Origin of the sequence: Oharaeibacter diazotrophicus (genome assembly GCF_004362745.1) — a bacterium.
Classification (GTDB): domain Bacteria; phylum Pseudomonadota; class Alphaproteobacteria; order Rhizobiales; family Pleomorphomonadaceae; genus Oharaeibacter; species Oharaeibacter diazotrophicus.
Genome location: NZ_SNXY01000011.1, coordinates 127,469 through 151,887 on the forward strand (window position 1 = coordinate 127,469; position 24,419 = coordinate 151,887).

The window sequence follows — 24,419 nt, forward strand, 5'->3', positions numbered from 1 at the left end:
CGTCTCCTGGTGGCCGTCGCGGCGCCCACCCGACGGCGCGATCCTTGCCGGAATCACGTGTCGGCGCGGTGACGCCCGGGGTCCCCGGGGATCCGCGACGCCGCGGCTCCCCGGGGTCCCGGTCCGGGCCCATGCATCGAACAGGCCAACCGCCGTCGGTCGAACTCCGGGGCGGCGCCGGACGGGTGTCCGGGCCGCCCGATCGAACGCGCGGGGCGCCGTCAGGTTCCCGCCGGCGCGGTGCCCGACCAGTCGACCCGGCGGGTCGCGAACAGCACGACGGTGAGGAGGACGAAGCCGGTGACCGCGCCAGCCATCAGCGCGACGTCCTCGAGGCGCAGGATCGCGTAGAGCAGCCCGAACAACGCGCCGAAGGCGCCGGCGGCGACGGCGGTGCGGACGAGGCCGCCGAGCTGCATGCCGACGAAGGCGGTGACGACGCCGCCGGTGGCCAGCGAGGCGACGGCATAGGCGGGGCCGAAGCCGATCTGCTCGGCGAAGGCGAGCAGCAGCACGTAGAAGAACACCAGGACGAGGCCGACCAGGGCATATTGCACGATGTGGATGCGGCGCGGCGACAGGATCTCGAGCACGAAGACGATGCCGAAGACGGCGCCGACGAACATCAGGCCGTATTTCAGGGCGCGGTCGACCAGGGCGTAGAGGTCGAGCGGGGCGGCGAGGTCGACGCCGACGGTTTCGCCGTCGAAGCGGTCGTAGCCCTCGGTCTCGGCGGTCCACGTCTGCGGCACGTTGCGGGCGAGCTGCGGCACGCGCCAGGTCGCCTCGAAGCCGTCGGGGCGGAGCGCGCGTTCGGACGGCAGCGTGCCGCCGGAGAAGCCGGGATGCGGCCAGTTCGAGGCGAGCTTCACCTCGGACGTCCGGCCGACCGGGGCGACTTGGAAACCGCCCGAGCCCTTCAGCCGCAGCGCGAGCGTCACGTCGAAGCCGCCGGCGGTGGTGGCGTCGAGGAGGCCGGCCGGCAGGGCGGCGTGCAGCCCGACCGCGCCGCCGGCGACGCCGACACCGGACTCGAGGCTCGCCGACGTGCCGGCGACGGCGAGGTCGGCGGTCTCGATGCCGCCGAGGTCCGAGATGCCGATCGACAGCACGGCGCGGGCGCGGTCGACGCCGCGGACGTCGCCGGGGAAGTGCTCGGGGCCGACCGGGCCGAAATGCGCGGTCAGCGTCGCGGTCGCGCCGTAGACGGGGACCTCGTAGAGCGACAGCCGGCGCGTCTCGGCGGCGAGGTCGCCGGCGAGCGCGAAGCGCTCCGGCAGGATCACCGCGGTGCGGGTCTCGACGGTCGCGGTGTAGGGCAGGCCGTCGCGGGTGCCGGCGGAGGTGGCGACGGTATAGGGCACCAGGAGGACGGGCCCGAACAGGCGCTGCGGACCGGCCCAGTCGCGGGCGATGGTGGCGACCACCTCGTCGCGGCGGCCGGCGCGCTCGTCCTTGAGGGCGTAGACCATCAACTGCGGCACGATCAGCAGCAGCGACAAAAGGGCGATGAAGACGAACTTGGCGGTCGGGCTGCGCAGGAAGCCGCCGCGCGGCGGCGGCTCGGCCCGCGGCGCGGCGGGCGTCTCGGTGGTGGTCGCGGTCATGGTGTCCCCCGGGTCGCGACCGCCGGTGATCCCGTCGGGGCGGCCGCGGGGCGAGGATCGCGAGGGAAGACGTCGAAGCCGGGGTGCGAGGGCGACGGAAGCGGGGGCGGATCGCGGCGATTTCGCGATCCGCCCCCGAACGTGGCGGAGATCCCGTTTCCGATCGGCGCCGTCACGGCTGGCGGTAGACCCAGCCGAGGGCCGGCGAGCCGACCTTCTCCTCGATGATCGCGAAGCGCGTCCTGTTGGCGGTCGAGTAGACGATCGCCGATCCGGCGACGCCCGCGCCGGCGCTGAAGATGAAGCGGCCGGCGCCGGCGGCGTTGGCGGTCTTGCAGACGACGCGCTGGTTGACGAGGGCGACGACCGAATCGGCGCGCTCGGCGAGATAGGACACCGGGCCGGAGCCGGACACGAAGGTGTAGCGGGCGAGCGTGGCGGACTCGGTGCCGCCGAGATAGGGGCCCTCGGCGGCGCCGACGAAGACGCCGTTGGCGGCGAGGCAGGCGTCGTAGCGGCCGCCGGTCGCCGCGCTCGGGTCGGCGACGGCGTCGCCGATGGTGGCCTGGAGCGGGTTGTCGCGCATCAGCACGAGTTCGGCGGCGCTACCCTTGGTGTGGAAGCGCAGCTCGAAGGAGGTGCCGCCGCCGGTGAAGACGAGGCGCGGCGGCTGGCCGGGCACGTCCGAGCAGGCGACCTTGTCGTCGCGGAAGCCGGCGACCGCGCCGGGCCCGTTGACGAAGCTGTTGGCGACGCCGGCGCCGCCGGCGCCGAGCACGATGCGCCCGATCGCGGCGTGGGCCTGGACGACGGCGCCGGGCTTGGTGTTGCCCTTCAGGGCGTAGACGTAGGTGCGGCCGGCGACGTCGGCGCAACTGGACGCGGCTGCGGCGGGGCTGGCGAAGCCGGCGGCGAGCGCGAGGCCGGCGGTGGCGAGGAGAACGGTCTTCATGATGGACCCTCGGTTCGGATGGCCGCGGCGGCCGGCACGACGCCGGGGCGCGGCAGAGACGACTTACGGTCCACGCGGGCAAGGTCGGGATGGTCGACTTCGACGAGGCGGTCCCGATGCGAAGCGGCCGGCCCCGTCGGGGGACGGGACCGGCCGTTCGTGCGGGTCTGAAGGGGCGGCTGCCGCCGTCAGGGCTGGCGGTGGAACCAGCCGCTGGTGGCGCGGCCGGGGGTCTCGTCGACGTAGACGACGCGGTCGCGCGAGGCGGCGGCGACGTAGCCGCTGGTGATCTTCTTGCCGGGGCCGTTGCCGATGACGAGGCGGGCCGCGCCGGGGCCGAACTCGGGTGCAGCCGTGCAGACCACCTCGGCGGCGGCGTCCGAGGAGCCCTTGCCGGACTTGAACACGTAGTCGTTGAGTTCGGCGACGGCCGGGGCGTATTTCCCGAGACCGGCGTCTCGCCCTCCGATCAGGGCGGCGAAGCGCCCGCCGAAGGCGGTGCAGGGCGCCGAGGCGGCCCGGCCCGGCACCAGCGGTGCGGCGTCGCCGCGGGCGACGAGGCCGCCGGGCCAGGCCGCGGTCAGGATCAGGTCACCGGCCGGACCATGGCGGAAAACCAGCGTGAGTTCCGACTGGTCCTTGCGCCAGAAGGTCAGGCGCGGAGGGATGCCGTCGTCACCTTGGCATTCGACGTCCTGTGTGCGGAAGCCGGCTTCGGATCCGGCGCCGTTGACGAAGTAGCGCACCAGACCGTGGCGGCCGTCGGCGTAGAGGCGGAAGCGTCCGCCCGCGGCGTAGGGCTTCACGTCGTCGTCGAACTGCTCCTGTTCCACGCCGTCGATGCGGAAGACGAAGGACTTGCCGGCCAGCGCGGCGCAGGACGGGCCGGCGAGGGCCGTTCCCGCGGTGGTCAGCACGGCGAAGGAAGCAATGATCGGGAAAAGGGTTCGCACCATATCGAGCACTCCGGAAAACGAACGCACCCGCCGGCGCCGAGACCGGGGCCGGCGGGCGGGTGGACGATCGTGAAAGCCGATCGCCCGACCGGAGGTTGAATTACGGTCCGCCGAAGCGCAAGCGCGACCGTCAGGGCTTCTCGGCCAGGGCACCCCGTTCGGCGAGCGGGCCGGGGAAGAAGCGGTCGAAGCAGGCGAGCAGGAAGGCGTCCGCGACGGCGCGGCGGGCGCCGTCGTCGGGCCGGGCGCGCGGCGTGCGGGCGACTTCGTCGGCGAGGGCGAAGCCGGCGGCGAGCCAGTCGCGCAGCGGGGCGGGCGGCACGCCGGTGCCGAGTTCGCGCGTCACCGCCTTGCGGGCGAGGAGGTCGTCGAGCGCGGCGCCGACACCGGCCGGCAGGTCGATGCCGGCGAGGAGGGCGCGAAGGTTCATCGGCGGCTGGTGGCGGTACCCGCGCGCCCGCATCCACGCCAGCGCGGCGACGGGGCGGACGACGTAGAACAGCTTCTTCAGCGGCACCTCGCCCGTGTAGTCGAAGCGGTTGCGGTGCGCGAAGACGAGGCCGGCGTGGTGGCGGGCGACGAGGCGGGGATCGACGATCTCGTCGAGCACGGCGCGGAGCGCGGCCTTGAACCCGTCGGGATCGGCGTAGGTGATGGCGGCATCGGCCCACTCGCCGATCACGGCGTTGCCGGCGAGGGCGAGCGCGAGGGCCTTGCGCAGGTCCCAGCCGTTGACGTCGAGGTCGCCGTCGATCGGAAACTCGATCACGTCGCGGCCGGGCCGGAGCGCGAGGTAGTCCGCCGGCGGGCGCAGGAAGAGGAAGCGGCAGTCGTAGTCGCTGTCGGGCGAGGGAAAACCCCAGGCCCGGCTGCCGCTCTCGACGGCGAACAGCAGCCTCGCGCCGTGCTCGGCCCCGACGGCGCGGAGCCGCCCGTCGATCGCCGCCACGACGGCGGGATCGAAGTCGGGCGGCAGGGCGCGGCCGGCGGCGAGGTCGGTGGTCAGATGCGGCGCTCCACCATCATCTTCTTGATCTCGGCGATCGCCTTGGCGGGGTTGAGGCCCTTGGGGCAGGTCTGCGCGCAGTTCATGATGGTGTGGCAGCGGTAGAGCCGGAACGGGTCCTCGAGATTGTCGAGGCGCTCGCCGGTGGCCTCGTCGCGGCTGTCGATCAGCCAGCGGTAGGCCTGCAGCAGGGCGGCCGGGCCGAGGTAGCGGTCGCCGTTCCACCAGTAGCTCGGACAGGAGGTCGAGCAGCAGGCGCACAGGATGCACTCGTAGAGGCCGTCGAGCTTCTCGCGGTCGTCGCGGCTCTGCTTCCACTCGGTCTCCGGCGCCGGCGTCACCGTGTGCAGCCACGGCTCGATCGAACGGTGCTGGGCGTAGAAGTTGGTGAGGTCGGGCACGAGGTCCTTGACCACCGCCATGTGCGGCAGCGGGTAGATCTTGATCGGCCCCTTCACCTCGTCCATGCCCTTGGTGCAGGCGAGCGTGTTCATGCCGTCGATGTTCATCGCGCAGGAACCGCAGATGCCCTCGCGGCAGGAGCGGCGGAAGGTCAGCGTCGGGTCGACCTTGTTCTTGATCCAGATCAGACCGTCCAGGATCATCGGACCGCAGTCGTCGAGGTCGACGAAATAGGTGTCGATGCGCGGGTTGCGGCCGTCGTCCGGATCCCAGCGGTAGATCCGGTATTCACGGAGCTTGGTGGCGCCGGCCGGCTTCGGCCACACCTTGCCCTCGACCATCTGCGAGTTCTTCGGCAGCGTGAGCTGGACCATCTTGGCTCTTCCTTCAGCTTCGTTCCGCCGTAGGGCTCAGTACACGCGCGCCTTCGGCGCGATGTACTCGATCTCGTTGGACATGGTGTAGGTGTGCACCGGGCGGTAGTCGATCGCGACGCTGCGCGCCGTGTCGTCGACGAAGGCGAGCGTGTGCTTCATCCACTCGGTGTCGTCGCGGTCGGGGAAGTCCTCGCGGGCGTGGGCGCCGCGGCTCTCCTTGCGGTTGACGGCCGAGTCCATGGTCACGACGGCCTGGACGATCAGGTTGTCGTATTCGAGCGCCTCGATCAGGTCGGTGTTCCAGATCAGCGAGCGATCGGTGACCTTGGCGTCCTCGGTGCCGGCCCAGACCTTGTGGATCAGTTCGTGACCCTCCTCCAGCACCTCGCCGGTGCGGAACACCGCGCAGTTGTTCTGCATGGTCCGCTGCATCGAGAGGCGCAGTTCCGCGACCGGGGTGCCGCCGCTCGCGTGGCGGAAGCGGTCGAGGCGGGCGAGCGAGTTCTCGCCGGCGTTCTTCGGCAGTTCGGAGTGGCGCTGGTTCGGCTCGATGGTCTCGGCGCAGCGGGCGCCGGAGGCGCGGCCGAACACCACGAGGTCGATCAGCGAGTTGGAGCCGAGGCGGTTGGCGCCGTGCACGGAGACGCAGGCGGCCTCGCCGACGGCCATCAGGCCGGGGACGACGCAGTCCGGGTCGCCGCCCACCTTGGTCAGCACCTCGCCGTGGAAGTTGGTGGGGATGCCGCCCATGTTGTAGTGCACGGTCGGCAGCACAGGGATCGGCTCGCGCGTGACGTCGACGCCGGCGAAGATCTTGGCGCTCTCGGAGATGCCGGGCAGGCGCTCGTGCAGGATCTTCGGGTCGAGATGGTCGAGGTGCAGGAAGATGTGGTCCTTGGACTTGCCGACGCCACGGCCCTCGCGGATCTCCATGGTCATGGCGCGCGAGACGACGTCGCGCGAGGCGAGGTCCTTGGCCGAGGGGGCGTAGCGCTCCATGAAGCGCTCGCCCTCGGAATTGGTGAGGTAGCCGCCTTCGCCGCGCGAGCCCTCGGTGATCAGACAGCCGGCGCCGTAGATGCCGGTCGGGTGGAACTGGACGAATTCCATGTCCTGCAGCGGCAGGCCGGCGCGCAGCACCATGGCGTTGCCGTCGCCGGTGCAGGTGTGCGCCGAGGTGCAGGAGAAATAGGCGCGGCCGTAGCCGCCGGTGGCGAGGATCGTCTTGTGGGCGCGGAAGCGGTGGACGGTGCCGTCGTCCATGCACAGGGCGACCACGCCGCGGCAGGCGCCGTCCTCCATGATCAGGTCGATGGCGAAATACTCGACGAAGAACTCCGCCGAATAGCGCAGCGACTGGCCGTAGAGCGTGTGCAGGATGGCGTGGCCGGTGCGGTCGGCGGCGGCGCAGGTGCGCTGGGCGCGGCCCTCGCCGTAGTTGGTGGTCATGCCGCCGAAGGGCCGCTGGTAGATCTTGCCTTCCTCGGTGCGCGAGAAGGGCACGCCCCAGTGCTCGAGCTCGTAGACCGCCGCGGGGGCGTTCTTGCAGAGATACTCGATGGCGTCCTGGTCGCCGAGCCAGTCGGAGCCCTTGACGGTGTCGTACATGTGCCAGCGCCAGTCGTCCGGCCCCATGTTGCCGAGCGAGGCGGAGATGCCGCCCTGGGCGGCGACGGTGTGCGAGCGGGTCGGGAACACCTTGGTGATGCAGGCGGTGCGCAAGCCCGCCTCGGAGGCGCCGACCACCGCGCGCAGGCCCGCGCCGCCGGCGCCGACCACGACGACGTCGAAGGTGTGGTCCACGAAGGTGTAGGCGCGGCCGCCCACGGTGAAGCCCTTCGCGGTGCCGGGGGTGTTGGACTGCGCCATGTTCAGGCTCCGAAACCGATCTTGACGAGGGCGACGACGGACGCGAGGCCGACGAGGCCGCAGAAGAAGGTGTTGGCGACGAGCGCGAGGATCTTGAGGTTGTCCGTGTGGACGTAGTCCTCGACGATCACCTGCATGCCGATCTTCATGTGCCAGACGATCGAGACGACCATGCCGATCGTCAGGACGTTGAGCACCGGGTTGGCGAGGGCGGCGCGGACGTCGGCGTAGGTGCCGGCCTGCAGCGCGATCACCACGACGACGAAGACCGCCGTCAGGATCAGGTTGGCGGCGGCGGTGACGCGCTGGCGCCAGAAGTGCTCGGTGCCCGACTTGGCGGAGCCGAGGCCGCGGACCTTGCCGAGCGGCGTGCGCATGGACTGGGACTTGGCCATGATGTCAGACCTCAGGCGACGACGAAGGCGACGATCCACAGGATCAGGGTGAGCGCGACCGAGCCGACGATGGTCGCCTTGGCCATGAAGTTGCGCGCCTCGAGGCCGAAGCCGTAGCCGAGGTCCCAGATGAAGTGGCGGATGCCGCCGAGGGCGTGGTGGACGAGGGCCCAGGTGAAGCCGAACAGCACGAGCTGGCCGAACCAGGAGCCGAAGAAGGCGCTCGCGCAGGCGAAGGCCGCCGGCCCGCTCGCGGCGGCGACGAACCACCATGCCAGCAGCGCCATGCCGAAATAGAGGCCCGCGCCGGTGATGCGATGGACGATCGACATCGTCATCGTCAGGATCGGGCGGAAGATCTGGAGGTGCGGCGAGAGCGGCCGCGAAACGGCGGGTCTGGCGTCGGCCATCGGTCTCTTGATCCCCTCGGCTCTGCGGCGGACGGAAGCTCGGTCCTTCCGAACACGTCACCTGACGTTTACGTAAGCGTCAAGTGATTGATCGTCTTCGGTTTCTTCTAGCTTCTCGGTCCCCTTGCGTCAAAGGCCATCTTGCAGCGCAATAAGTCTAATGCGCCCGAACCGCGCGCCGTCGGCGGCCGGCGCAGCGGAGACGGGGGTAACGTTTCGGTGAGGCCGGCGGAAGGGGCCGAGGTGTCGCTGCGGCGGCCGGCCGCGGGGTGTACCGAGCCTTAACCCTGGCGCGAGGTTTCCGGCGGTACGTCTCGACACGGGTGGCACCGGAAGGCGATCTACACCCGCGGGTGCCACCGACGGTGGCGCCAACGGAGACGAACCGCCATGCTCGACCGCCGCAGCTTCCTCGCCGCCACCCTCGGCGCGGCGACCTTCCCGATGCCGGCGCTCGCGCGCGCGGCGCTGACGCTGCGGGTGATCGCGCAGCGGGAGTGCCGGGTGGAGGGGCAGCGGGAATGGGCCGTCTATCCGACGCTGGCGGCGACGCCGGGCGGCAAGGTCGCGGCCATGTGGGGCTCCGTCATGGACGACGGCGTGGACACCTACGTGCAGATTCTGACGCCCACCCTCTCGCCGCGCTCAAAGCCGGTCAATGTGCGGGGGGCCGGCATGGTGCACCACGCGGTCGGGATGTCGCGGACGGGCGGCGTGGCGTTGACCGGTGTCGCGACCGGCAGCACGGCAACGCCGTTCACCTTCGACGGGGCGCTCGCGGGACCGGAGATCCAGCTGACGCGCCGCGACGCCCGCGTGTGCATCTACGAACCGGCGGTCTGCACGCTGGCCGACGGCTCCTTCATGACGGCCTGGCGGGCCGAAAGTCGGGATTCGTCCTATTTCGGAGCCGCGGGTCTGGTGATCGGTCCCGACGGGCGGCGGCGGACGGGCCTGTTCAACCTGTTCAAGCGCTACCAGCACTACGGGGCGTGGGTCTTCATCGAGGCGCTGGTTCCCGCCGGCGACGGGGCCGTGGTGGTCGGAACCCTCGACGAGCGGGGTGGCCTACCGGACGGGCAGTCGACCACGCCGCGTTCGATGCGGATGCGGCGCGTCGGCCCCCGCGGCCAGCTCGGTCCGGTCACGGAGATCGCCACGGGGTTCGACTGGGCGGTCGGCGGGGCGGTCGGGCTGCGCGACCGCGTCGCCCTGTTCTGGTGCGTCGGCGGCACGCTGTACGGCGGGCTCTACGCGCCGAACGGGGTGTGCGTGCGCGACTTCGAGCCGGTGCCCGACGTGCCTCCACCGGTGATGCGGGTCGCCTCCAACAAGATGCTGGTGCCGCTCGGCGGCGGTCGCCTGTTCAACTACGCCGGCCTCGTGGTCCACGACCTCTCGACCGGCCGGGTCGTCGCCCGGTTCGACGATCCCCGGGAGAACTGGGGGGAAGCGTCGGCCGCCGCGGCACTGGGGCACGGACGCGTCGCGATCGCCAACGGCAACTACCCGTATCTGACGACGCTCGCGATCGAGTGACGCGGGCCGCGTGCCCCCGGCGGCGCGGCACGTCGCCTCGCCGACCCGGTCGCCCGGGTGGCGTGGAGCGCCCGCCTCGACGGATTTCCGCGACGCCGATCTCCGGTGTCGCCACGGTATGGGGGACAGACCATGCTCGACCGCCGCAGCTTCCTCGCCGCCACCCTCGGGGCGGCGACCTTCCCGATGCCGGCGCTCGCGCGTGCGGAACCCGCTATCGTCCGTATCCGCGAGACGCCTCTCGTGGGGCCGGATCCGGATGCTCCGGATCATGCGCTCGCGGCGGGGTGCCTATTGGTTCGGAACCCGGCCGGCGGCCTTCTCGCGGTCTGGCAGCAAGGGGAGTCGCCGGCGACGCAGGTGCTCGCGCATCGCTTCACCGACGGGCTGCGGCCGGTCGGTGGCTATCGTCGGCTTCCGACCAGGAACGGGAGCGGGCTCTACGGTTTCGCACTCGGCGACGGCGGCGGGCTCTACAGCAGCCAAGCCGGATACCGGCGCGTCACCCTGGCCGGCGCCCCGGCCGGGCCCGTGGTCCCGTATCTGCCGGGTACGGACAAGCGCAACTACGCATTCGACGATCTCGTCGCCACGTCGAACGGCCGCTTCCATGCGCAGGGCTGGGTCGTTCATCTCGACGAGGACGGGCAGCCGAAGAATCCCGGCGGGGTATTCCTCTCCGCCGATGGGCGGCCGCTGACGCGCCCCTACGAGATCGTCGCCGATGCGGGTGTGGTGCTGAGCGACGTCGCGACGGTCGCCTGCGGCGACGGCGTGCTCGCCCTGGTCGCCGTGTGCACCGAAACGAAGCGCCGGATCTACGTGCGCAAGGTCGCCTTCGGCGGCAGGCTCGGCCCGGCCCATCTCTTGGAAGAGGTCGACGAGGACGGCATGGGACCGGTGCTGCGCATCGCCGACCTCGGGGGCGGACGCTTCGCCGTCCACTGGCTGTGCGGCGGATCCTACGCGGCGGTCAACCGCGTGGTCGTCGTCGATGCCGCCGCCAAGCCGCTCGCGACGTTCGACGTCGGTTATCTCGGCTCCCAGGTCGCCCTCTTCCCGGCGGGGAAGGGGCGGATCGCGGTGGCCAACTTCGACGGTTGGACGCTGATCGACCGGCGGAAGGGGGCGGTCTCGAGGGTCCCCGTCGAGCCCGGCAATCCGTTGGCGAACGTGATTGCGGTCGGACCGGACCTCTTCGCCGGCGTCGTCGAGGATCGGCGGATACGGCGTGGCGCCATCGAGTTGTGGCGCCTGCGCTGACGGGACGCCGACCGGTCGCGAGCAGATGCGCGACGGAGGTCGCGCCCGCACCGGGATCGCGGCACCGTGCGGATCGGCGCCGCTCCCGCGCGCCGCTCAGCGCGGCAGCAGCAGCCACCAGTCGAGGTCGAGCACGACGGCGGGGTCGTCGCGGCCGTCGTCGCCCTTGTCGGGGAAGGCGGCGCAGGGCTGGTCCTTGGTGGCGACGAGGCGGACGCGGAGCGCGCCGACGTCGTCGCGGCCGGGGATGGCGCGGCTGTCGAGGATCTCGGACCAGGCGTAGATGGTGTCGCCGGCGAAGGACGGCGCGACGTGGCGGCCGCCGTTGATCGCGGCGACGGCGAAGGCGTTGCCGAGGCCGTTGAAGGTGAGCGCGCGCGCCGTCGAGATGACGTGGCCGCCGTAGACGAGGCGGCGGCCGAAGCGGCCCTTGCCCTCGGTGTGCTGGTTGAAGTGCACCTTGGCCGTGTTCTGGTAGAGCCGGCAGGCCATCTGGTGCTCGGCCTCCTCGATGGTGGTGCCGTCGACGTGGTCGATGCGCTCGCCGACCGCGTAGTCGCCCCAGCGGTGCGGGCTGCCGGAAAGGGCGTCGTCCCAGCCGGACAGGTCGAGGCGCGGCACCGCGGCGCCGAGGGCGTCGGGCGGCAGGTGCGCCGGCAGGACCGGCACCACCGCCGTCGGCGCCGGGGTGGATTCGTCGCGCTTGCGGACCATCACCCAGCGGGCGTAGTCGAGCACCTCGACGCCGTTCTGGTTGGTGCCGGTGGAGCGGACGTAGACGACGCCGGTCTTGCCGTTGGAATTCTCCTTGAGGCCGATCACCTCGGAGACGGTGGAGAGCGTGTCGCCCGGGAAGACCGGCGCCAGGAAGCGGCAGCCGGCGTAGCCGAGGTTGGCGACCGCGTTGAGTGAGACGTCCGGCACGGTCTTGCCGAACACGACGTGGAACACCAGGAGGTCGTCGACCGGCGCGCGCTCGTAGCCGATCGCGCGGGCGAAGGCGTCGGACGACTGCACCGCGAAGCGGTTGCCGTAGAGCGCTTGGTAGAGCGCGACGTCGCCGGCCGTCACCGTGCGCGGGGTCGCGTGGCGCAGAACCTGCCCGACCGCGAAATCCTCGAAGAAATTGCCGGGGTTGGTCTTGGTCACGGCTCCGCCTCCCGCATCCGGCGCCGATGCTGCGCCGCACATCGTCTAGAGGAGGCGGCGGAGCCTTGTCAGCCCCGCCGAAGGTCGCGGCGCCGGCCGTCCTCACGGGCACTGGACGTGGAGGTCGAAGGCCTTGTCGACGCGGGTGCCGTCGCGCTTGTGCAGGACGACGATCACGCTCTTGGAGAAGTCGACGCCCGGGAAGCCGGAGGACGTCGCCGTCCAGGCGGTCTGGATGAAATAGGGGTTGCGGCCGGCCGGGTCGGTGCCCTCGACGTCGAACGGGTCGCCGAAGGCCTTCGGCGTCGCCACGGCGACGCAGGCGCGCATGTCGCGGGCGAAGCGGACCTCGTAGCGGCCGAGCGCGCGCTTCGTCACGCCGACCACGCCGGCGGTGCGGGCGACGACGCCGCCGGTGGCGGTGACGCCGACGCTGTCGAAGGAGGGGGCGGCGACCGCGGGGGCGGCGAGGGCGGCGAGGGTGGCGAAGGCGGTGAGGGCGAGGGGGGCGAGGCGTCTCGACATGGTTCGGATCTCCGGGAGACCGGCACCACCGGCGGTGCGGTCGACGGGGACATCATCGTTCTCGCCGCAGAGAGCGGCTGTTTCCGAGGTTACAGGGCGGCCGGATTAACCTTTACATCAGGTTCACGTCGCCGTTACGGGCCTTCTTAAGGGTTTCGACGTAGGATCCGGCAGGTTTCGTGACACGGAGACGTCGGATGTCGCACGCGAGCGAGCGGGTCGACTGGATCGATACGGCGAAGGCGATCTGCATCGTCTTCGTGGTGATGATGCACTCGACCCTCGGCGTCGAGAAGGCAGCTGGCGCCACCGGGTTCATGACCCACGTGGTCGAATTCGCCAAGCCGTTCCGGATGCCGGATTTCTTCCTGGTCGCCGGCCTCTTCCTCGGCAAGGCGATCCGGCGCGACTGGCGCACCTTCCTCGACCGCCGCGTCGTGCACTTCTTCTATTTCTACGTGGTCTGGCTGGTGGTGCAGTTCGCCTTCAAGGCGCCCGGCATGGTGGCCGACGACGGCGTCGCCGAGACGCTCCGGCTGTTCGCGACCTCGCTGTTCCTCGAGCCGTTCGGCACGCTGTGGTTCATCTGGATCCTGCCGTTCTTCGCTCTCGCGGTGCGGCTGACCCGGACGGTGCCGGTGTGGGCGATGCTGGCGCTCGCCGCCGCCGCCGAGATCGCGCCGGTCGAGACCGGCTGGGTCGCGATCGACGAGACCGCCGCCCGCTTCGTCTACTTCTACGCCGGCTACGCCTTCGCGCCGACGATCTTCCGCCTCGCCGCCGGGGCCGCGGTGCGGCCGGCGCTCGGGCTCGGCTATCTCGCCGCCTGGGCGGCGGTGAACGGCACGGCGGTCCACTTCGGTTGGGCGTCGCTGCCCGGCGTGTCGCTGGTGCTCGGCGCGCTCGGGGCGATGGCGATCGTGACCGTGTCGAGCCTGATCGCGAGCCTGCCCACGATCGTGCCGCCGTTCAGGTTCGTCGGCGAGAATTCGCTGGTGGTCTACCTCGGCTTCTTCCTGCCGATGGTGGTGACGCGCGAGGCGCTGCTGCGCACCGGCGTGATCGCCGACATCGGCTGGATCTCCCTGATCACCACAGTGACGGCCGTGGTGGTGCCGTTCCTGATGTGGCGGGCGGCGCTTGCGGTCGGCGCGACCTTCCTCTACGAGCGCCCCGCCTTCGCCCGCGTCGACCGGCCGCGCCGGGTGGCGGCGGTCGCCCCGGCGGAGTGACGGCGGGAGGGGTCCGGGCCGACGGGGGGGCGGCACGGCGAGGCTTTCGCCGGAGGGCTCGGCGGGGCATAGTCCCGGCCATGTCGAACGATGCCCCGTCCCGCCCCGTCACCGCCGGCGACCACGTCTTCCTGGTCGACGGTTCCGGCTACATCTTCCGCGCCTATCACGCGCTGCCGCCGCTGACGCGCAAGTCGGACGGCGTGCCGGTCGGCGCCGTCGCCGGCTTCTGCAACATGCTGTGGCGGCTGCTGAAGGAGGCCGACCACACGGCGGCGGGCGTCAAGCCGACCCATCTCGCGGTGGTGTTCGACGCCTCGTCGGTGACCTTCCGCAACGAGATCTACCCGCTCTACAAGGCGCAGCGGCCGGAGCCGCCGGAGGACCTCCGACCGCAGTTCGGCCTGATCCGCGAGGCGGTGCGGGCCTTCAACGTCGCCTGCGTCGAACAGCTCGGCTTCGAGGCCGACGACCTGATCGCGACCTACACCACCCAGGCCCGCGCCGCCGGCGCCGACGTCACCATCGTGTCGTCCGACAAGGACCTGATGCAGCTGGTCGACGACAAGGTCGTGCTGCTCGACACCATGAAGGACAAGCGCCTCGGCATCCCCGAGGTGGCCGAGAAGTTCGGCGTGACGCCGGACAAGGTGGTCGACGTCCAGTCGCTCGCCGGCGACAGCGTCGACAACGTGCCGGGCGTGCCCGGCATCGGCATCAAGACGGCGGCGCAGCTGATCCTGGAATACGGCGACCTCGAGGGCCTGCTCGCGCGCGCCGGCGAGATCAAGCAGCCGAAGCGGCGCGAGAGCCTGATCCAGTACGCCGAGCAGGCGCGGATCTCGCGACGCCTCGTCGAACTCGACCGCGCCGTGCCGCTCGACCACCCGATCGACGGCCTCGGCGTCCGTCCCGTCGACGGCGAGCGGCTGATCGCCTTCTGCAAGGCGATGGAATTCTCCACCCTGACCCGCCGCGTCGCCGAGGCGACCGGGGTCGACACCGGCAAGGTCGCGGCGGTGACGGTGCCGGTGCGGCACTGGCCGGCGGGCGGTGACGCGGGGCTCGAGGGAGCGGCGGCCGCCCCGGTGGCGGAGGCCGCGGACGGCGGGGCGGCGGCTCCGGCCGCCGAGGCGGGTGCGGCGGTCGCGGAGGCCTCCGCGAGCGGGCCGACCACCAACGCCCACGGCGACGTCGCCTCGACCCCGGCGGCGCGGGTGGCCGCGGCGGCGGCGGCGATGCGGGCGGTCCCGGTCGACCATTCCGCCTACGAAACGGTTCTGGACGCGGCCCGACTCGCCGCCTGGGCGGCCGAGGCGGCGGAGGCCGGCGTCGTCGCCTTCGACACCGAGACCAACGCGCTCGACCCGATGCGGGCCGACCTCGTCGGCGTGTCGCTGGCGCTCGCGCCGGGCAAGGCCTGCTACGTGCCGCTCGCCCACGTCGCCGGCGCCGGCGACCTGCTCGGCGGCGGGCTCGTGCCGGGACAGATCCCGCTCGCGACCGCGGTGGAGATCCTGAAGCCGGTGCTGGAGGCGGCCGACGTCCTCAAGATCGGGCAGAACGTCAAGTACGACCGGCTGGTGCTGGAGCGCCACGGCATCGTCGTCGCGCCGTTCGACGACACCATGCTGATCTCCTACGCCCTCGACGCCGGCCGCAACGGCCACGGCATGGACGAGATGTCCGAGCTGCTGCTCGGCCACAAGCCGATCGCCTACAAGGACGTCTGCGGCTCCGGCAAGGGCGCGATCACCTTCGACAAGGTGCCGCTCGACCGCGCCACCGCCTATGCCGCCGAGGACGCCGACGTCACGCTCCGGCTCTGGCACGTGCTGAAGCCGCGCCTCGTCGCCGAGGGCATGACCACGGTCTACGAGACGCTGGAGCGGCCGCTGCTGCCGGTGCTGGCGCGGATGGAGACGCGCGGTATCCAGATCGACCGCCAGATCCTGTCGCGGCTGTCCGGCGAGTTCGCCCAGAAGATGGCCGGTATGGAGGCCGAGATCCAGGCGCTCGCCGGCGAACCGATCAACCCGGGCAGCCCGAAGCAGCTCGGCGACATCCTGTTCGGCAAGATGGGGCTGCCGGGCGCGAAGAAGACAAAGACCGGCGCCTGGGCGACCGGCGCGGACGTGCTCGAGGACCTCGCCGAGCAGGGCCACGAACTGCCACGCAAGGTGCTGGACTGGCGCCAGCTCTCCAAGCTGAAGTCGACCTACACCGACGCGCTGCCGACCTACGTCCATCCCGAGACCCACCGGGTCCACACCTCGTTCTCGATGGCCTCGACGACCACGGGCCGGCTGTCGTCGTCGGAGCCGAACCTGCAGAACATCCCGGTGCGCACCGAGGAAGGGCGCAAGATCCGCACCGCCTTCGTGGCGCCGCCGGGCCGCAAGCTGATCTCGGCCGACTACAGCCAGATCGAGCTGCGCGTGCTCGCCCACGTCGCCGACATCCCGCAGCTGAAGCGCGCCTTCGCCGATGGGCTCGACATCCACGCCATGACGGCGTCGGAGATGTTCGGGGTGCCGGTCCAGGGGATGGACCCGATGGTGCGCCGGCGCGCCAAGGCGATCAACTTCGGCATCATCTACGGCATCTCGGCCTTCGGCCTCGCCAACCAGCTCGGCATCTCGCGCGAGGAGGCCGGCGACTACATCAAGCGCTATTTCCAGCGCTTCCCCGGCATCCGCGACTACATGGACACGACTCGGCGGACCGCGCGCGAGCAGGGCTACGTGACGACGCTGTTCGGCCGCAAGGCGCACTACCCGGACATCGCCTCGCCGAACGCCTCGATGCGCGCCTTCATGGAGCGCGCCGCGATCAACGCGCCGATCCAGGGCTCGGCCGCCGACGTGATCCGCCGTGCCATGGTGCGGATGGAGGGCGCGCTCGTCGAGGCCGGCCTGTCGGCGCTGCTCTTGCTGCAGGTGCACGACGAACTGGTGTTCGAGGTGCCCGACGCCGAGGTCGAGGCGACGATCCCGGTGGTGGTGAAGGTGATGGCGGGCGCGGCCGAGCCGGCGGTCCGGCTCAGCGTGCCGCTCGAGGTCGAGGCGCGGGCGGCGCAGAACTGGGAAGAGGCGCACTGATGCCGGCTCCCTGCGCGCCGGGCGTCAACCTTTACCGGCCCTTAAACCGCCGCCTTTAGCCTGGAAGCGAGGGCCTCCGGGTGACGGCCGCGCCGGTGCGCGGGTCCGTTCCTCTCTCCGGAGGGTCGCGGCGGGATGGCGAGGTCGGATCGGGATCGCGGACGGGTCGAGCCGAGCTTCGGCGCCGACACGGACGGCACCGGCCTCCGCCCGACCGCGCGCGACCGTGCCGACGGCACCGCCCGCATCGATCCGCCCCGCGGGGCCGACGACGAGGACGGCGGGATGGCGACGACGGCCCGGGCCGGACGGACCAACGCGCGCATCGAGCCGCGCCTCGACGGACCCGCGCCGACACGCGCGGCCGGCGACGGCGGGCCGCGTCGGAACGGTGGAGGCGCCGGCCCGAAGGGCGGCGGCGCCAAGGGTGCCGGCGGGGCCAAGGGCGGCGGCGGCAAGCCGGCCGGGCGGGCGCCGCGGCGACGGCGCGGGATCGGCCTGTTCGGATTCCTCGGCCGGTTGTTCTACTGGGGCGTGGTGCTGTCGATCTGGGGCGCGGTCGGCGTCGCCGGCGTGATCGGCTACACCTTCGCGACGCTGCCGCAGACCGACGAGTGGAAAGTTCCGGCGCGCCCGCCCAACGTCGAGATCGTCGACGCAGCCGGCGCACCGATCGCCAACCGCGGCGACACCGGCGGCGAGGCGGTGCGGCTCGAGCAGCTGCCGCCCTACCTGCCCGAGGCGGTGATCGCGATCGAGGACCGCCGCTTCTACCACCATTTCGGCATCGACCCGCTCGGCCTCGCCCGCGCGCTCGTCACCAACCTGACCGCCGGCGGCGTGGTCCAGGGCGGCTCGACGCTGACGCAGCAGCTCGCCAAGAACCTGTTCCTGAAACCGGACCGCACCATGGAGCGCAAGCTCCAGGAGGTGGTGCTGGCGCTGTGGCTGGAATGGCGCTTCTCCAAGGACGAGATCCTGGAGATGTATCTCAACCGCGTCTACCTCGGTGCCGGCGCCTATGGCGTCGACGGCGCGGCGCGGGCCTATTTCGGCAAGTCGGCGCGCGAGGTCACGCTCGGCGAGGCGGCGACGCTGGCGGGCCTCCTGAAGGCGCCGTCGCGCTACGCGCCGAGCCGCGACGCCAAGCTCGCCCACGACCGCGCCATGACCGTGCTCGCCGCGATGGCCGAGGAGGGCTACATCGACCGCGCCGCGGCGAAGCGCGCCGCCGACGAGCCGCCGCACGTCGTCGCCGAGCACAACACCCGCTCGGAGAACTACGTCGCCGACTGGGTGATGGACCTGCTGCCGGGCTACCTGTCGTCGCTGTCGCAGGACGTGGTGGTGACGACCACCGTCGACCTTTCTATGCAGCGCGCCGCCGAGACGGCGATCCGCGACGCGCTCGCCGGCGAGGCGGCGAAATTCCGCGTCAGCCAGGGCGCGCTGGTGGCGATCGACAACGACGGCGCGGTCAAGGCGCTGGTCGGCGGCCGCGACTACGCGGCCAGCCAGTTCGACCGCGCGGTGCAGGCGCGGCGCCAGCCGGGTTCGGCCTTCAAGCCCTTCGTCTACCTGACCGCGATCGAGCGCGGCTACTCGCCCGACCACCTGATGACCGACGGTCCGGTGTCGATCAAGGGCTGGCAGCCGAAGAACTACGACGGCGACTATCTGGGTCCGGTCACGCTCCGGACCGCGCTCGCCAAGTCGCTGAACACGGTGGCGGCCCAGCTCGCCGCCGAGGTCGGGCCGTCGGCGGTCGCCAACACGGCGCGCCGGCTCGGCATCGTCTCCAAGCTGCACGAGAATCCCTCGATCGCCCTCGGCACCGCCGAGGTGACGCCGCTCGAGATCACCTCGGCCTACGTGCCCTTCGCCAACGGCGGCTACGGCGTGATCCCCTACGTGATCGACAGCATCGCCACCAAGGACGGCAAGGTGCTGTTCCGCCGTCAGGGCGAGGGCCCGGGCCGGGTGATCGACGCGCGGGCCGTGGGGGTGATGAATGCGATGCTGCAGGGCGTGGTGCAATACGGCACCGGCGCCAAGGCGGCGATCGCGGGACGGCCGGTCGGCGGCAAGACCGGCACCAGCCAGGATTTCCGCGACGCCTGGTTCATCGGCTACGTCACCGGCCTCACCGCCGGCGTCTGGTTCGGCAACGACGACAACTCGCCGACGAAGAAGGCGACCGGCGGCGCGCTGACCTCGGCGGTCTGGCACCGGTTCATGACCGAGGCGGTGGCGGGGCGGCCGGTGCTGCCGCTGCCCGGCACCGACCTCGTGCCGCCGCCGGCCCCGGCCGACGACATCGCCGCCACCATCGACGGGCTGGAGCGCCAGGGTCCGGCGCTGCCCGGCGCCGCGGCGCCGGCGCCGGTCGAGGTGCCGGTGGCCGCGCCGCCCGAGACGGCGCCGACCGAGGGCGAACGCACGCTGCTCGAACGGCTGTTCGAGGGATCGTCGCGCTGAATCGGGTCAGGGCAGGCGGTGCAGGCCGCGGCCCTCGGCCTTCAGCCACGCCTTGGCCTCCTCGGTGCGCGGTGCGAGGCGGCGGCAGATCGTCCAGAAGCGGTCGGAGTGGTTCATCTCGACGAGATGGGCGACCTCGTGGGCGGCGAGATAGTCGAGCACGAAGGGCGGCGCCATCACGAGGCGCCAGGAGAAGGACAGGCCGCCCGCCGCCGAGGCCGAGCCCCAGCGCGAGGTGGTGTCCTTGAGGCGGATCGCGGTGGGGCGGACGCAGAGCGTTCCGGCATGGCGGGCGACGGCGGCGGCGAGATCGTCGCGGGCGAGGCGCTTCAGGAAGGTCTCGAGCCGGCGGCGGCGGTGTTCGGGCGCGCCCGGAACCACCAGCACGGGACGGCCGTCGCCGTCGGCGGCGAGTGCGACGGCGCCGCGGGCGGCGCCGGTGCAGGCGAGCCGGTGGGGAACGCCGCGGACGGGCACCATGTCGCCGTCGGCGGGCACGGCGGAGGCGGTCTCCGGGGCGAGGCGCTCGGCGAGCCAGTCGGCGTGGCGGGTGACGAAGGCGCGGGCCTCGGCGATGGTGCCGCGGCGCGGCAGCGTCACGACCGCGCCGGCGCCCTTGGCGTCGAGGCGCAGGGTGTAGCGCTTGGCCCGGGCGTTGCGGCGCAGCCGGACCTCGACGGCGCGGCCGCCGGCGACGACGGTGAAGGCGGTGGTGGCGGTCCGGCGCGGCGGAGCCGGCGGCGGCCGCAGCCCGGCACGGACGAGGAGGTCGGGAAGCCAGCGATTCGCCATGACGTCAGGATAGCGCATCGCCGACCACCGCGAAGGCGGCCGCGGACGCGCCGGTGGGCGTCCGCGGCCGGATGGCTTTCGAGCTGGGCGGGTGTCGGACCGAGCTCGCAGAGCTCCGACCCGTGGTCGGAGCGTCGCGGGCGAGAAGCGCCCGACCGGGCGCCGGCCGGATGGCCGAAACGCCGCACACGTCCCGACGAGTCGGGACGTGTGCGGGAGAGGTGTCAGACCGCCGGCGGGGTGCGACCGGACATGAAGCGGTCGAACTCCTCCTGGTCGCGAGCCCGGCGCAGGTTGCGCAGGAAGTCGTCGAACTCGGTGCGCATGGCGTCGATGCGGGCGCGCTCCTCCTCGAGGCGCTTCAGTTCGCGCTCGCGATACTCGTCGAAGGCGGCGTTGCCGGTGCGGCCGAAGCCGGCCTCGGCGAAGTCTGGACGCCGGAAGCCGGCGTTGCGCATGGCGTTCTCGACGCCGGGGCGCACGTCCGACCAGGCCGAGCGCATGCGGTCGCCCCACAGGATGTAGGCCAGCATCGCCAGGCCGAGCGGCCAGAAGACGATGAATCCCAGGATCATCAGGCCGGTGGTGAGCGGGTTCCAACCGGGTTTCACCGCGCAGCTTCGTGACATTTCAAAGGTCCTCGCAAGATGACGTCGACCTTCGACGAGGTGGCCCCCGTCGAAGGTCGATTCAAGATCTCGTGAGGACTTTTTCGGACGCGGGTCGGTTCGATGCGAAGACGGACGGGGCCGTCTCCGCAGGAATGACGATCGCGGGATTCGTCCGCCGCGGTCAGGCGGCGCGCAGCGACTGCACGAAGGTGCGGACCTCGTGCTCGATGTCGGCGGCGCGACCCTCGAGGGCGTCCGACAGGCCCATCAGTTCGCCGGCGGCGGCACCGGTCTCGGCCGCGACCCGGCCGAGGCCGTCGAGGTTGCGGCTGGCGCCGTGGGTGCCGTTGGCGGCGCGGTGGGTGTTGTCGGCGATCTCTGCGGTGGCGGCGCCCTGCTGCTCGACCGCGCCGGCGATGGCGTTGGTGAGCTCGCGGACCTCGCCGATGGTGCCGACGATAGTGCCGATGGCGCCGACCGCGCTACCGGTGGCGCCCTGGATCTCGGCGATCTTGCGGGCGATCTCGTCGGTGGCCTTGCCGGTCTGGCCGGCGAGGTTCTTGACCTCGGAGGCGACCACCGCGAAGCCGCGGCCGGCCTCGCCGGCACGCGCCGCCTCGATGGTGGCGTTGAGCGCGAGGAGGTTGGTCTGGGCGGCGATGGCGGAGATCAGGTTGACGACGTCGCCGATCTCGGTGGCGGCGGAGGCGAGCTTCTTGATCTCGGCCTCGGCGTCGCCAGCCTGCTCGACCGCGGCGACGGAGATCTGGGCCGACCGGGTGACCTGGGTGTTGATCTCGCGGACCGAGGCGGCGAGCTCCTCGGTGGAGGCGGCGACGACGCCGACGTTTGCGGCGGCCTCCTCGGCGGCGGTCGCGGCAGTGCCGACCTGGGCGGTGGTGGCGTCGGAGCCGTCGCGCAGGCGCTGGGCGGCGGCGGCGACCGACTTGGACGCACCGACGAACTCGGCGGCGAGCTTGCCCATGCGGGCCTGGAAGGCGTCGGCGATGCGGCCGCGCTCGGCGGCGAAGGCGGCGGCGGCCTCGGCGTCGCGGTCGGCCTGCCGGCGCTTCAGCTCGTCGGTCTCGGCGGCCTTGTCGCGCAGGGCGGCGGTGGCGCGCCAGAGCACGCCGATCTCGTCGTTCGCCGTGGTGCGCGGCACCGCGGTGTCGTAGGCACCGTCGGCGATGGCGGAGACCGTCGCGGCGATGCGGCCGAGCGGGCGCGAGATGCTGCGGACGCCGATCCAGTAGGCGGCGGCGAGCATCGCCAGCGCGGCGCCGACGGCGACCGCGAGGAAGGTGGTCTCGGTGCGGCGCTCGAAGGCGGCGAGGTCGGCCTCGATCCCGTCGAGGTCCCGTTCGGCGAGGGCGACCATCTTGTCGATCTCGGCCTGGAAGGCCTTGCGGTTGGCGCGGTTGGTCTCGTTGTTGCCGAGCTTGCCGGCCTCGGCCGGCGAGACGTCGCGACCGGCCGCGGCGATCTCGCGACGGAACTTGGCGAACTCGCCCGCCTTGCCGTCGACGAGGTCGAACTGCGCGCGCTCCTCCGGCGGCAGCGTCTCGGCGCGCCAGCCGGACAGGATCGTCTCCATGTCGACGAGACTCTGCTCGAGGCCCTCGCCGAACTTGGCGGCGGCCTTGGTATCGGCGGCGGCGTAGATGCCGCGGGAGTCCATCACCACGGCGGTGACCAGCCGATTGACCCGCTCGGCCCTGAAGGCGTGCTCGTGTGCGGTCTGCAACGCCTCGACGCGGTCGCCGTACTGCGCCAGCGTCGCCATGCCGAGCCCGACGCAGGCGCAGACGATGGCCACCGCGGACAGCGACAGCGCGACGATCTTGGTCCGGATGAGCATATTAGGCCTCTCGAATATATGCTCCCCATGGAAGCAGAGAGGCGGTGAAGCGGAGCTTAACGGCGCGGACGATCGCCCTTGAAAATCGAATCAAGCAGCCCGATCCGTCGCTCCGGATCGGGCTAAACGACGAGGCGTCACAGCCCCCGGTCGGGAGATCAGGTCGGCGCCATCAGACGGCGTGCCTGTCCGATCCAGTCGTCGCGGCGGATGCGGCCGGCACCGCCGATTCGGCGGTCGAGGTCGTCGACCTGGGCGTCGGTGAGCTCGATCAGCTGGGAGAACAGGAAGATGCCCTCCTTGTTGAGCTGGGCCTCGAGCTTGGGGCCGACGCCGCCGATCCGCTTGAGATCGTCGACCACCTTGCGGGCCGGCGCCTCGTCGGCCGCGCGGGCGGCGGCGCGCCGGGCCCCGGCGGCCTTGGCGGCGACGGAACGCTGGTTGTGGGTGAGGATGAAGTCGGCGAGGCGCGGACAGATCTCGGCGCGCCAGCGCGAGCCGTTGAAGACGCCGTAGTGGCCGACGCCGGGCTGGGTGTAGTGGACCTTCCAGTCGTCGGCGAGGCCGGTGCAGAGGTCGTGCGCCGCCTCGGTCTGGCCGCCGCCGGTGATGTCGTCCTTCTCGCCCTCGACGGTGAGCAGCGCGGTGTGGCGGATCGCGCCGGGGTCGACGCGCTCGCCGCGGTGCATCATCTCGCCCTTCGGCAGGGCGTGGGTCATGAACACCGTCTCGACCGTCTGCAGGTAGAACTCGGCGGTGAGGTCCATGACGGCGAGATACTCGTCGTAGAACTCGCGGTGCTTGGCGGCGCTGTCGCCGTCGCCCTTGACGAGGTGCTCGTAGAATTCCTTGTGGGCGCCGACGTGACGGTCGAGATTCATGCTCATGAAACCGCCGAGCTGGAGGAAGCCCGGGTAGACGTCGCGGTAGACGCCCGGATGCGGGAACGGCACCTTCATGACGACGTTGCGGCGGAACCACTCGATGTCGCGCTCTTCGGCGAGCTTGTTGACCGCCGTGGGATTGCGGCGGGTGTCGATCGGCCCGCCCATCAGCGTCATCGTCAGCGGCGCGAACGGATCCTCGCGCTTCGCCATCACCGAGACGGCGGCGAGCACGGGCACCGAGGGCTGGCAGACCGCGACCACGTGGGTGTCGCCGCCGAGGGCGTGCAGCATCTCGATGACGTAGTCGACGTAGTCGTCGAGGTCGAAGCGACCCTCGGCGACCGACACCATCCGGGCGTCCTCCCAGTCGGTGATGTAGACGTCGTGGCGCGGCAGCAGCGCCTCGACGGTGCCGCGCAGCAGCGTGGCGTAGTGGCCCGACATCGGGGCGACCACCAGCACCTTGGGGTCGACGCGGCCCTGGTTGGGCGCGGCGCGCTCGAAGCGGACCAGCCGGCAGAACGGCTTGCGCCAGACCACCTCCTCGGTGACCGGGACGCGGATGCCGGAGACCACCGTGGTGTCGAGCCCGAAGGCCGGCTTGCCGTAGCGCCGGGTCGAGCGCTCGAACAATTCGCAGGCCGCCGCGATCGAGCGCCCGACGTGGGTCTGCGACAGCGGGTTGAACGGGTTCTGGTAGAACAGCCGGGTGAGGTCGGCCGCCGCGCGGGCGGGGCCGAGGGCGGCGTGGTTGAACTCGTAGAGGTGATAGTAGGGCACGGTCATCCCCCGCCGGTCCTTTCGCCGCGCGCCGCCGGGATCCGGTCGATCCCGATCGGCGGTTTCATCGCTGAAACGGTTTGAAGATAAGTTCCACTTTTCCATTCCGGCAAGGGCTCGCGTGTCACGGCGGACCCGGCTGGCGCCATCCTATAGTCTCATCACCCGGCCAAGGGTCGGCGCAACGCCGCTCCATTCCGCCGCAGTCCGGCCCCGTCGAGGACGGCCGC

General features: G+C 71.7%; 19 protein-coding genes. 5 read left to right on the forward strand and 14 right to left on the reverse strand.

Features of this window, described 5'->3' with window-relative positions:
* Positions 1–221: 221 nt before the first annotated feature.
* The 8 genes from creD to sdhC form a co-directional block, all read right to left on the reverse strand.
* On the reverse strand, positions 222–1,607 hold the full coding sequence (gene creD / locus EDD54_RS20875) for a cell envelope integrity protein CreD (protein ID WP_126540523.1): 1,386 nt from the start codon (positions 1,605–1,607) through the stop codon (positions 222–224).
* Positions 1,608–1,779: 172 nt separating this feature from the next.
* On the reverse strand, positions 1,780–2,559 hold the full coding sequence (locus EDD54_RS20880; protein ID WP_126540524.1) for a hypothetical protein: 780 nt from the start codon (positions 2,557–2,559) through the stop codon (positions 1,780–1,782).
* Between the two features lie 188 nt (positions 2,560–2,747).
* Positions 2,748–3,515 carry a hypothetical protein gene (locus EDD54_RS20885; RefSeq protein ID WP_126540525.1) on the reverse strand — a complete coding sequence of 256 codons (768 nt, stop codon included), beginning with the start codon at positions 3,513–3,515 and terminating at the stop codon, positions 2,748–2,750.
* Positions 3,516–3,645: 130 nt separating this feature from the next.
* Positions 3,646–4,464 (reverse strand): nucleotidyltransferase domain-containing protein, encoded by an 819-nt coding sequence (locus EDD54_RS20890; protein ID WP_166653475.1) that lies wholly within the window; start codon positions 4,462–4,464, stop codon positions 3,646–3,648.
* Between the two features lie 53 nt (positions 4,465–4,517).
* Entirely contained in the window at positions 4,518–5,297 is a 780-nt protein-coding gene (locus tag EDD54_RS20895) for a succinate dehydrogenase iron-sulfur subunit (RefSeq protein WP_126540527.1), read from the reverse strand.
* A 36-nt stretch (positions 5,298–5,333) separates the two neighbouring features.
* Positions 5,334–7,169: a succinate dehydrogenase flavoprotein subunit gene (sdhA, locus tag EDD54_RS20900; RefSeq protein ID WP_126540528.1), complete on the reverse strand. Its 1,836-nt coding sequence runs from the start codon at positions 7,167–7,169 to the stop codon at positions 5,334–5,336.
* A gap of 2 nt (positions 7,170–7,171) precedes the next feature.
* The gene (gene sdhD / locus EDD54_RS20905; protein WP_245515839.1) at positions 7,172–7,564 is read right to left on the reverse strand and encodes a succinate dehydrogenase, hydrophobic membrane anchor protein; all 393 of its coding nucleotides are present in this window, start codon (positions 7,562–7,564) and stop codon (positions 7,172–7,174) included.
* A gap of 11 nt (positions 7,565–7,575) precedes the next feature.
* Positions 7,576–7,974, reverse strand: coding sequence for a succinate dehydrogenase, cytochrome b556 subunit (sdhC, locus tag EDD54_RS20910; RefSeq protein ID WP_126540529.1), 399 nt, complete (start codon positions 7,972–7,974; stop codon positions 7,576–7,578).
* Between the two features lie 390 nt (positions 7,975–8,364).
* Between sdhC and EDD54_RS20915 the strand changes: the two genes are divergently transcribed.
* Both EDD54_RS20915 and EDD54_RS20920 read left to right on the forward strand, forming a co-directional pair.
* On the forward strand, positions 8,365–9,513 hold the full coding sequence (locus EDD54_RS20915) for a hypothetical protein (protein ID WP_126540530.1): 1,149 nt from the start codon (positions 8,365–8,367) through the stop codon (positions 9,511–9,513).
* Positions 9,514–9,645: 132 nt separating this feature from the next.
* Positions 9,646–10,776 carry an SMP-30/gluconolactonase/LRE family protein gene (locus EDD54_RS20920; protein WP_126540531.1) on the forward strand — a complete coding sequence of 377 codons (1,131 nt, stop codon included), beginning with the start codon at positions 9,646–9,648 and terminating at the stop codon, positions 10,774–10,776.
* Positions 10,777–10,872: 96 nt separating this feature from the next.
* On the opposite strand, the gene EDD54_RS20925 is transcribed toward EDD54_RS20920, so the two are convergent.
* Positions 10,873–11,925, reverse strand: coding sequence for a MaoC family dehydratase (locus EDD54_RS20925; RefSeq protein WP_126540532.1), 1,053 nt, complete (start codon positions 11,923–11,925; stop codon positions 10,873–10,875).
* Positions 11,926–12,027: 102 nt separating this feature from the next.
* Complete coding sequence (locus EDD54_RS20930) at positions 12,028–12,450, reverse strand: hypothetical protein (RefSeq protein ID WP_165644543.1); 423 nt, start codon at positions 12,448–12,450, stop codon at positions 12,028–12,030.
* Between the two features lie 197 nt (positions 12,451–12,647).
* Between EDD54_RS20930 and EDD54_RS20940 the strand changes: the two genes are divergently transcribed.
* From EDD54_RS20940 to EDD54_RS20950, 3 genes are all read left to right on the forward strand, one after another.
* Positions 12,648–13,682 (forward strand): acyltransferase family protein, encoded by a 1,035-nt coding sequence (locus EDD54_RS20940; protein ID WP_126540534.1) that lies wholly within the window; start codon positions 12,648–12,650, stop codon positions 13,680–13,682.
* A gap of 80 nt (positions 13,683–13,762) precedes the next feature.
* Positions 13,763–16,783: a DNA polymerase I gene (gene polA, locus EDD54_RS20945; RefSeq protein WP_126540535.1), complete on the forward strand. Its 3,021-nt coding sequence runs from the start codon at positions 13,763–13,765 to the stop codon at positions 16,781–16,783.
* Between the two features lie 135 nt (positions 16,784–16,918).
* The gene (locus EDD54_RS20950) at positions 16,919–19,261 is read left to right on the forward strand and encodes a transglycosylase domain-containing protein (RefSeq protein ID WP_245515840.1); all 2,343 of its coding nucleotides are present in this window, start codon (positions 16,919–16,921) and stop codon (positions 19,259–19,261) included.
* Positions 19,262–19,267: 6 nt separating this feature from the next.
* Here the strand turns inward: EDD54_RS20950 and EDD54_RS20955 are convergent, their stop codons facing one another.
* The 4 genes from EDD54_RS20955 to phaZ all read right to left on the reverse strand — a co-directional run bounded on the left by EDD54_RS20955 (position 19,268) and on the right by phaZ (position 24,195).
* Complete coding sequence (locus EDD54_RS20955) at positions 19,268–20,071, reverse strand: M48 family metallopeptidase (RefSeq protein ID WP_245515842.1); 804 nt, start codon at positions 20,069–20,071, stop codon at positions 19,268–19,270.
* A 206-nt stretch (positions 20,072–20,277) separates the two neighbouring features.
* The gene (locus EDD54_RS20960; protein ID WP_126540536.1) at positions 20,278–20,682 is read right to left on the reverse strand and encodes a DUF2852 domain-containing protein; all 405 of its coding nucleotides are present in this window, start codon (positions 20,680–20,682) and stop codon (positions 20,278–20,280) included.
* 163 nt (positions 20,683–20,845) lie between these two features.
* Positions 20,846–22,522, reverse strand: coding sequence for a methyl-accepting chemotaxis protein (locus tag EDD54_RS20965; RefSeq protein ID WP_126540537.1), 1,677 nt, complete (start codon positions 22,520–22,522; stop codon positions 20,846–20,848).
* Between the two features lie 158 nt (positions 22,523–22,680).
* Positions 22,681–24,195: a polyhydroxyalkanoate depolymerase gene (gene phaZ, locus EDD54_RS20970; protein WP_126540538.1), complete on the reverse strand. Its 1,515-nt coding sequence runs from the start codon at positions 24,193–24,195 to the stop codon at positions 22,681–22,683.
* Positions 24,196–24,419 lie beyond the last annotated feature (224 nt).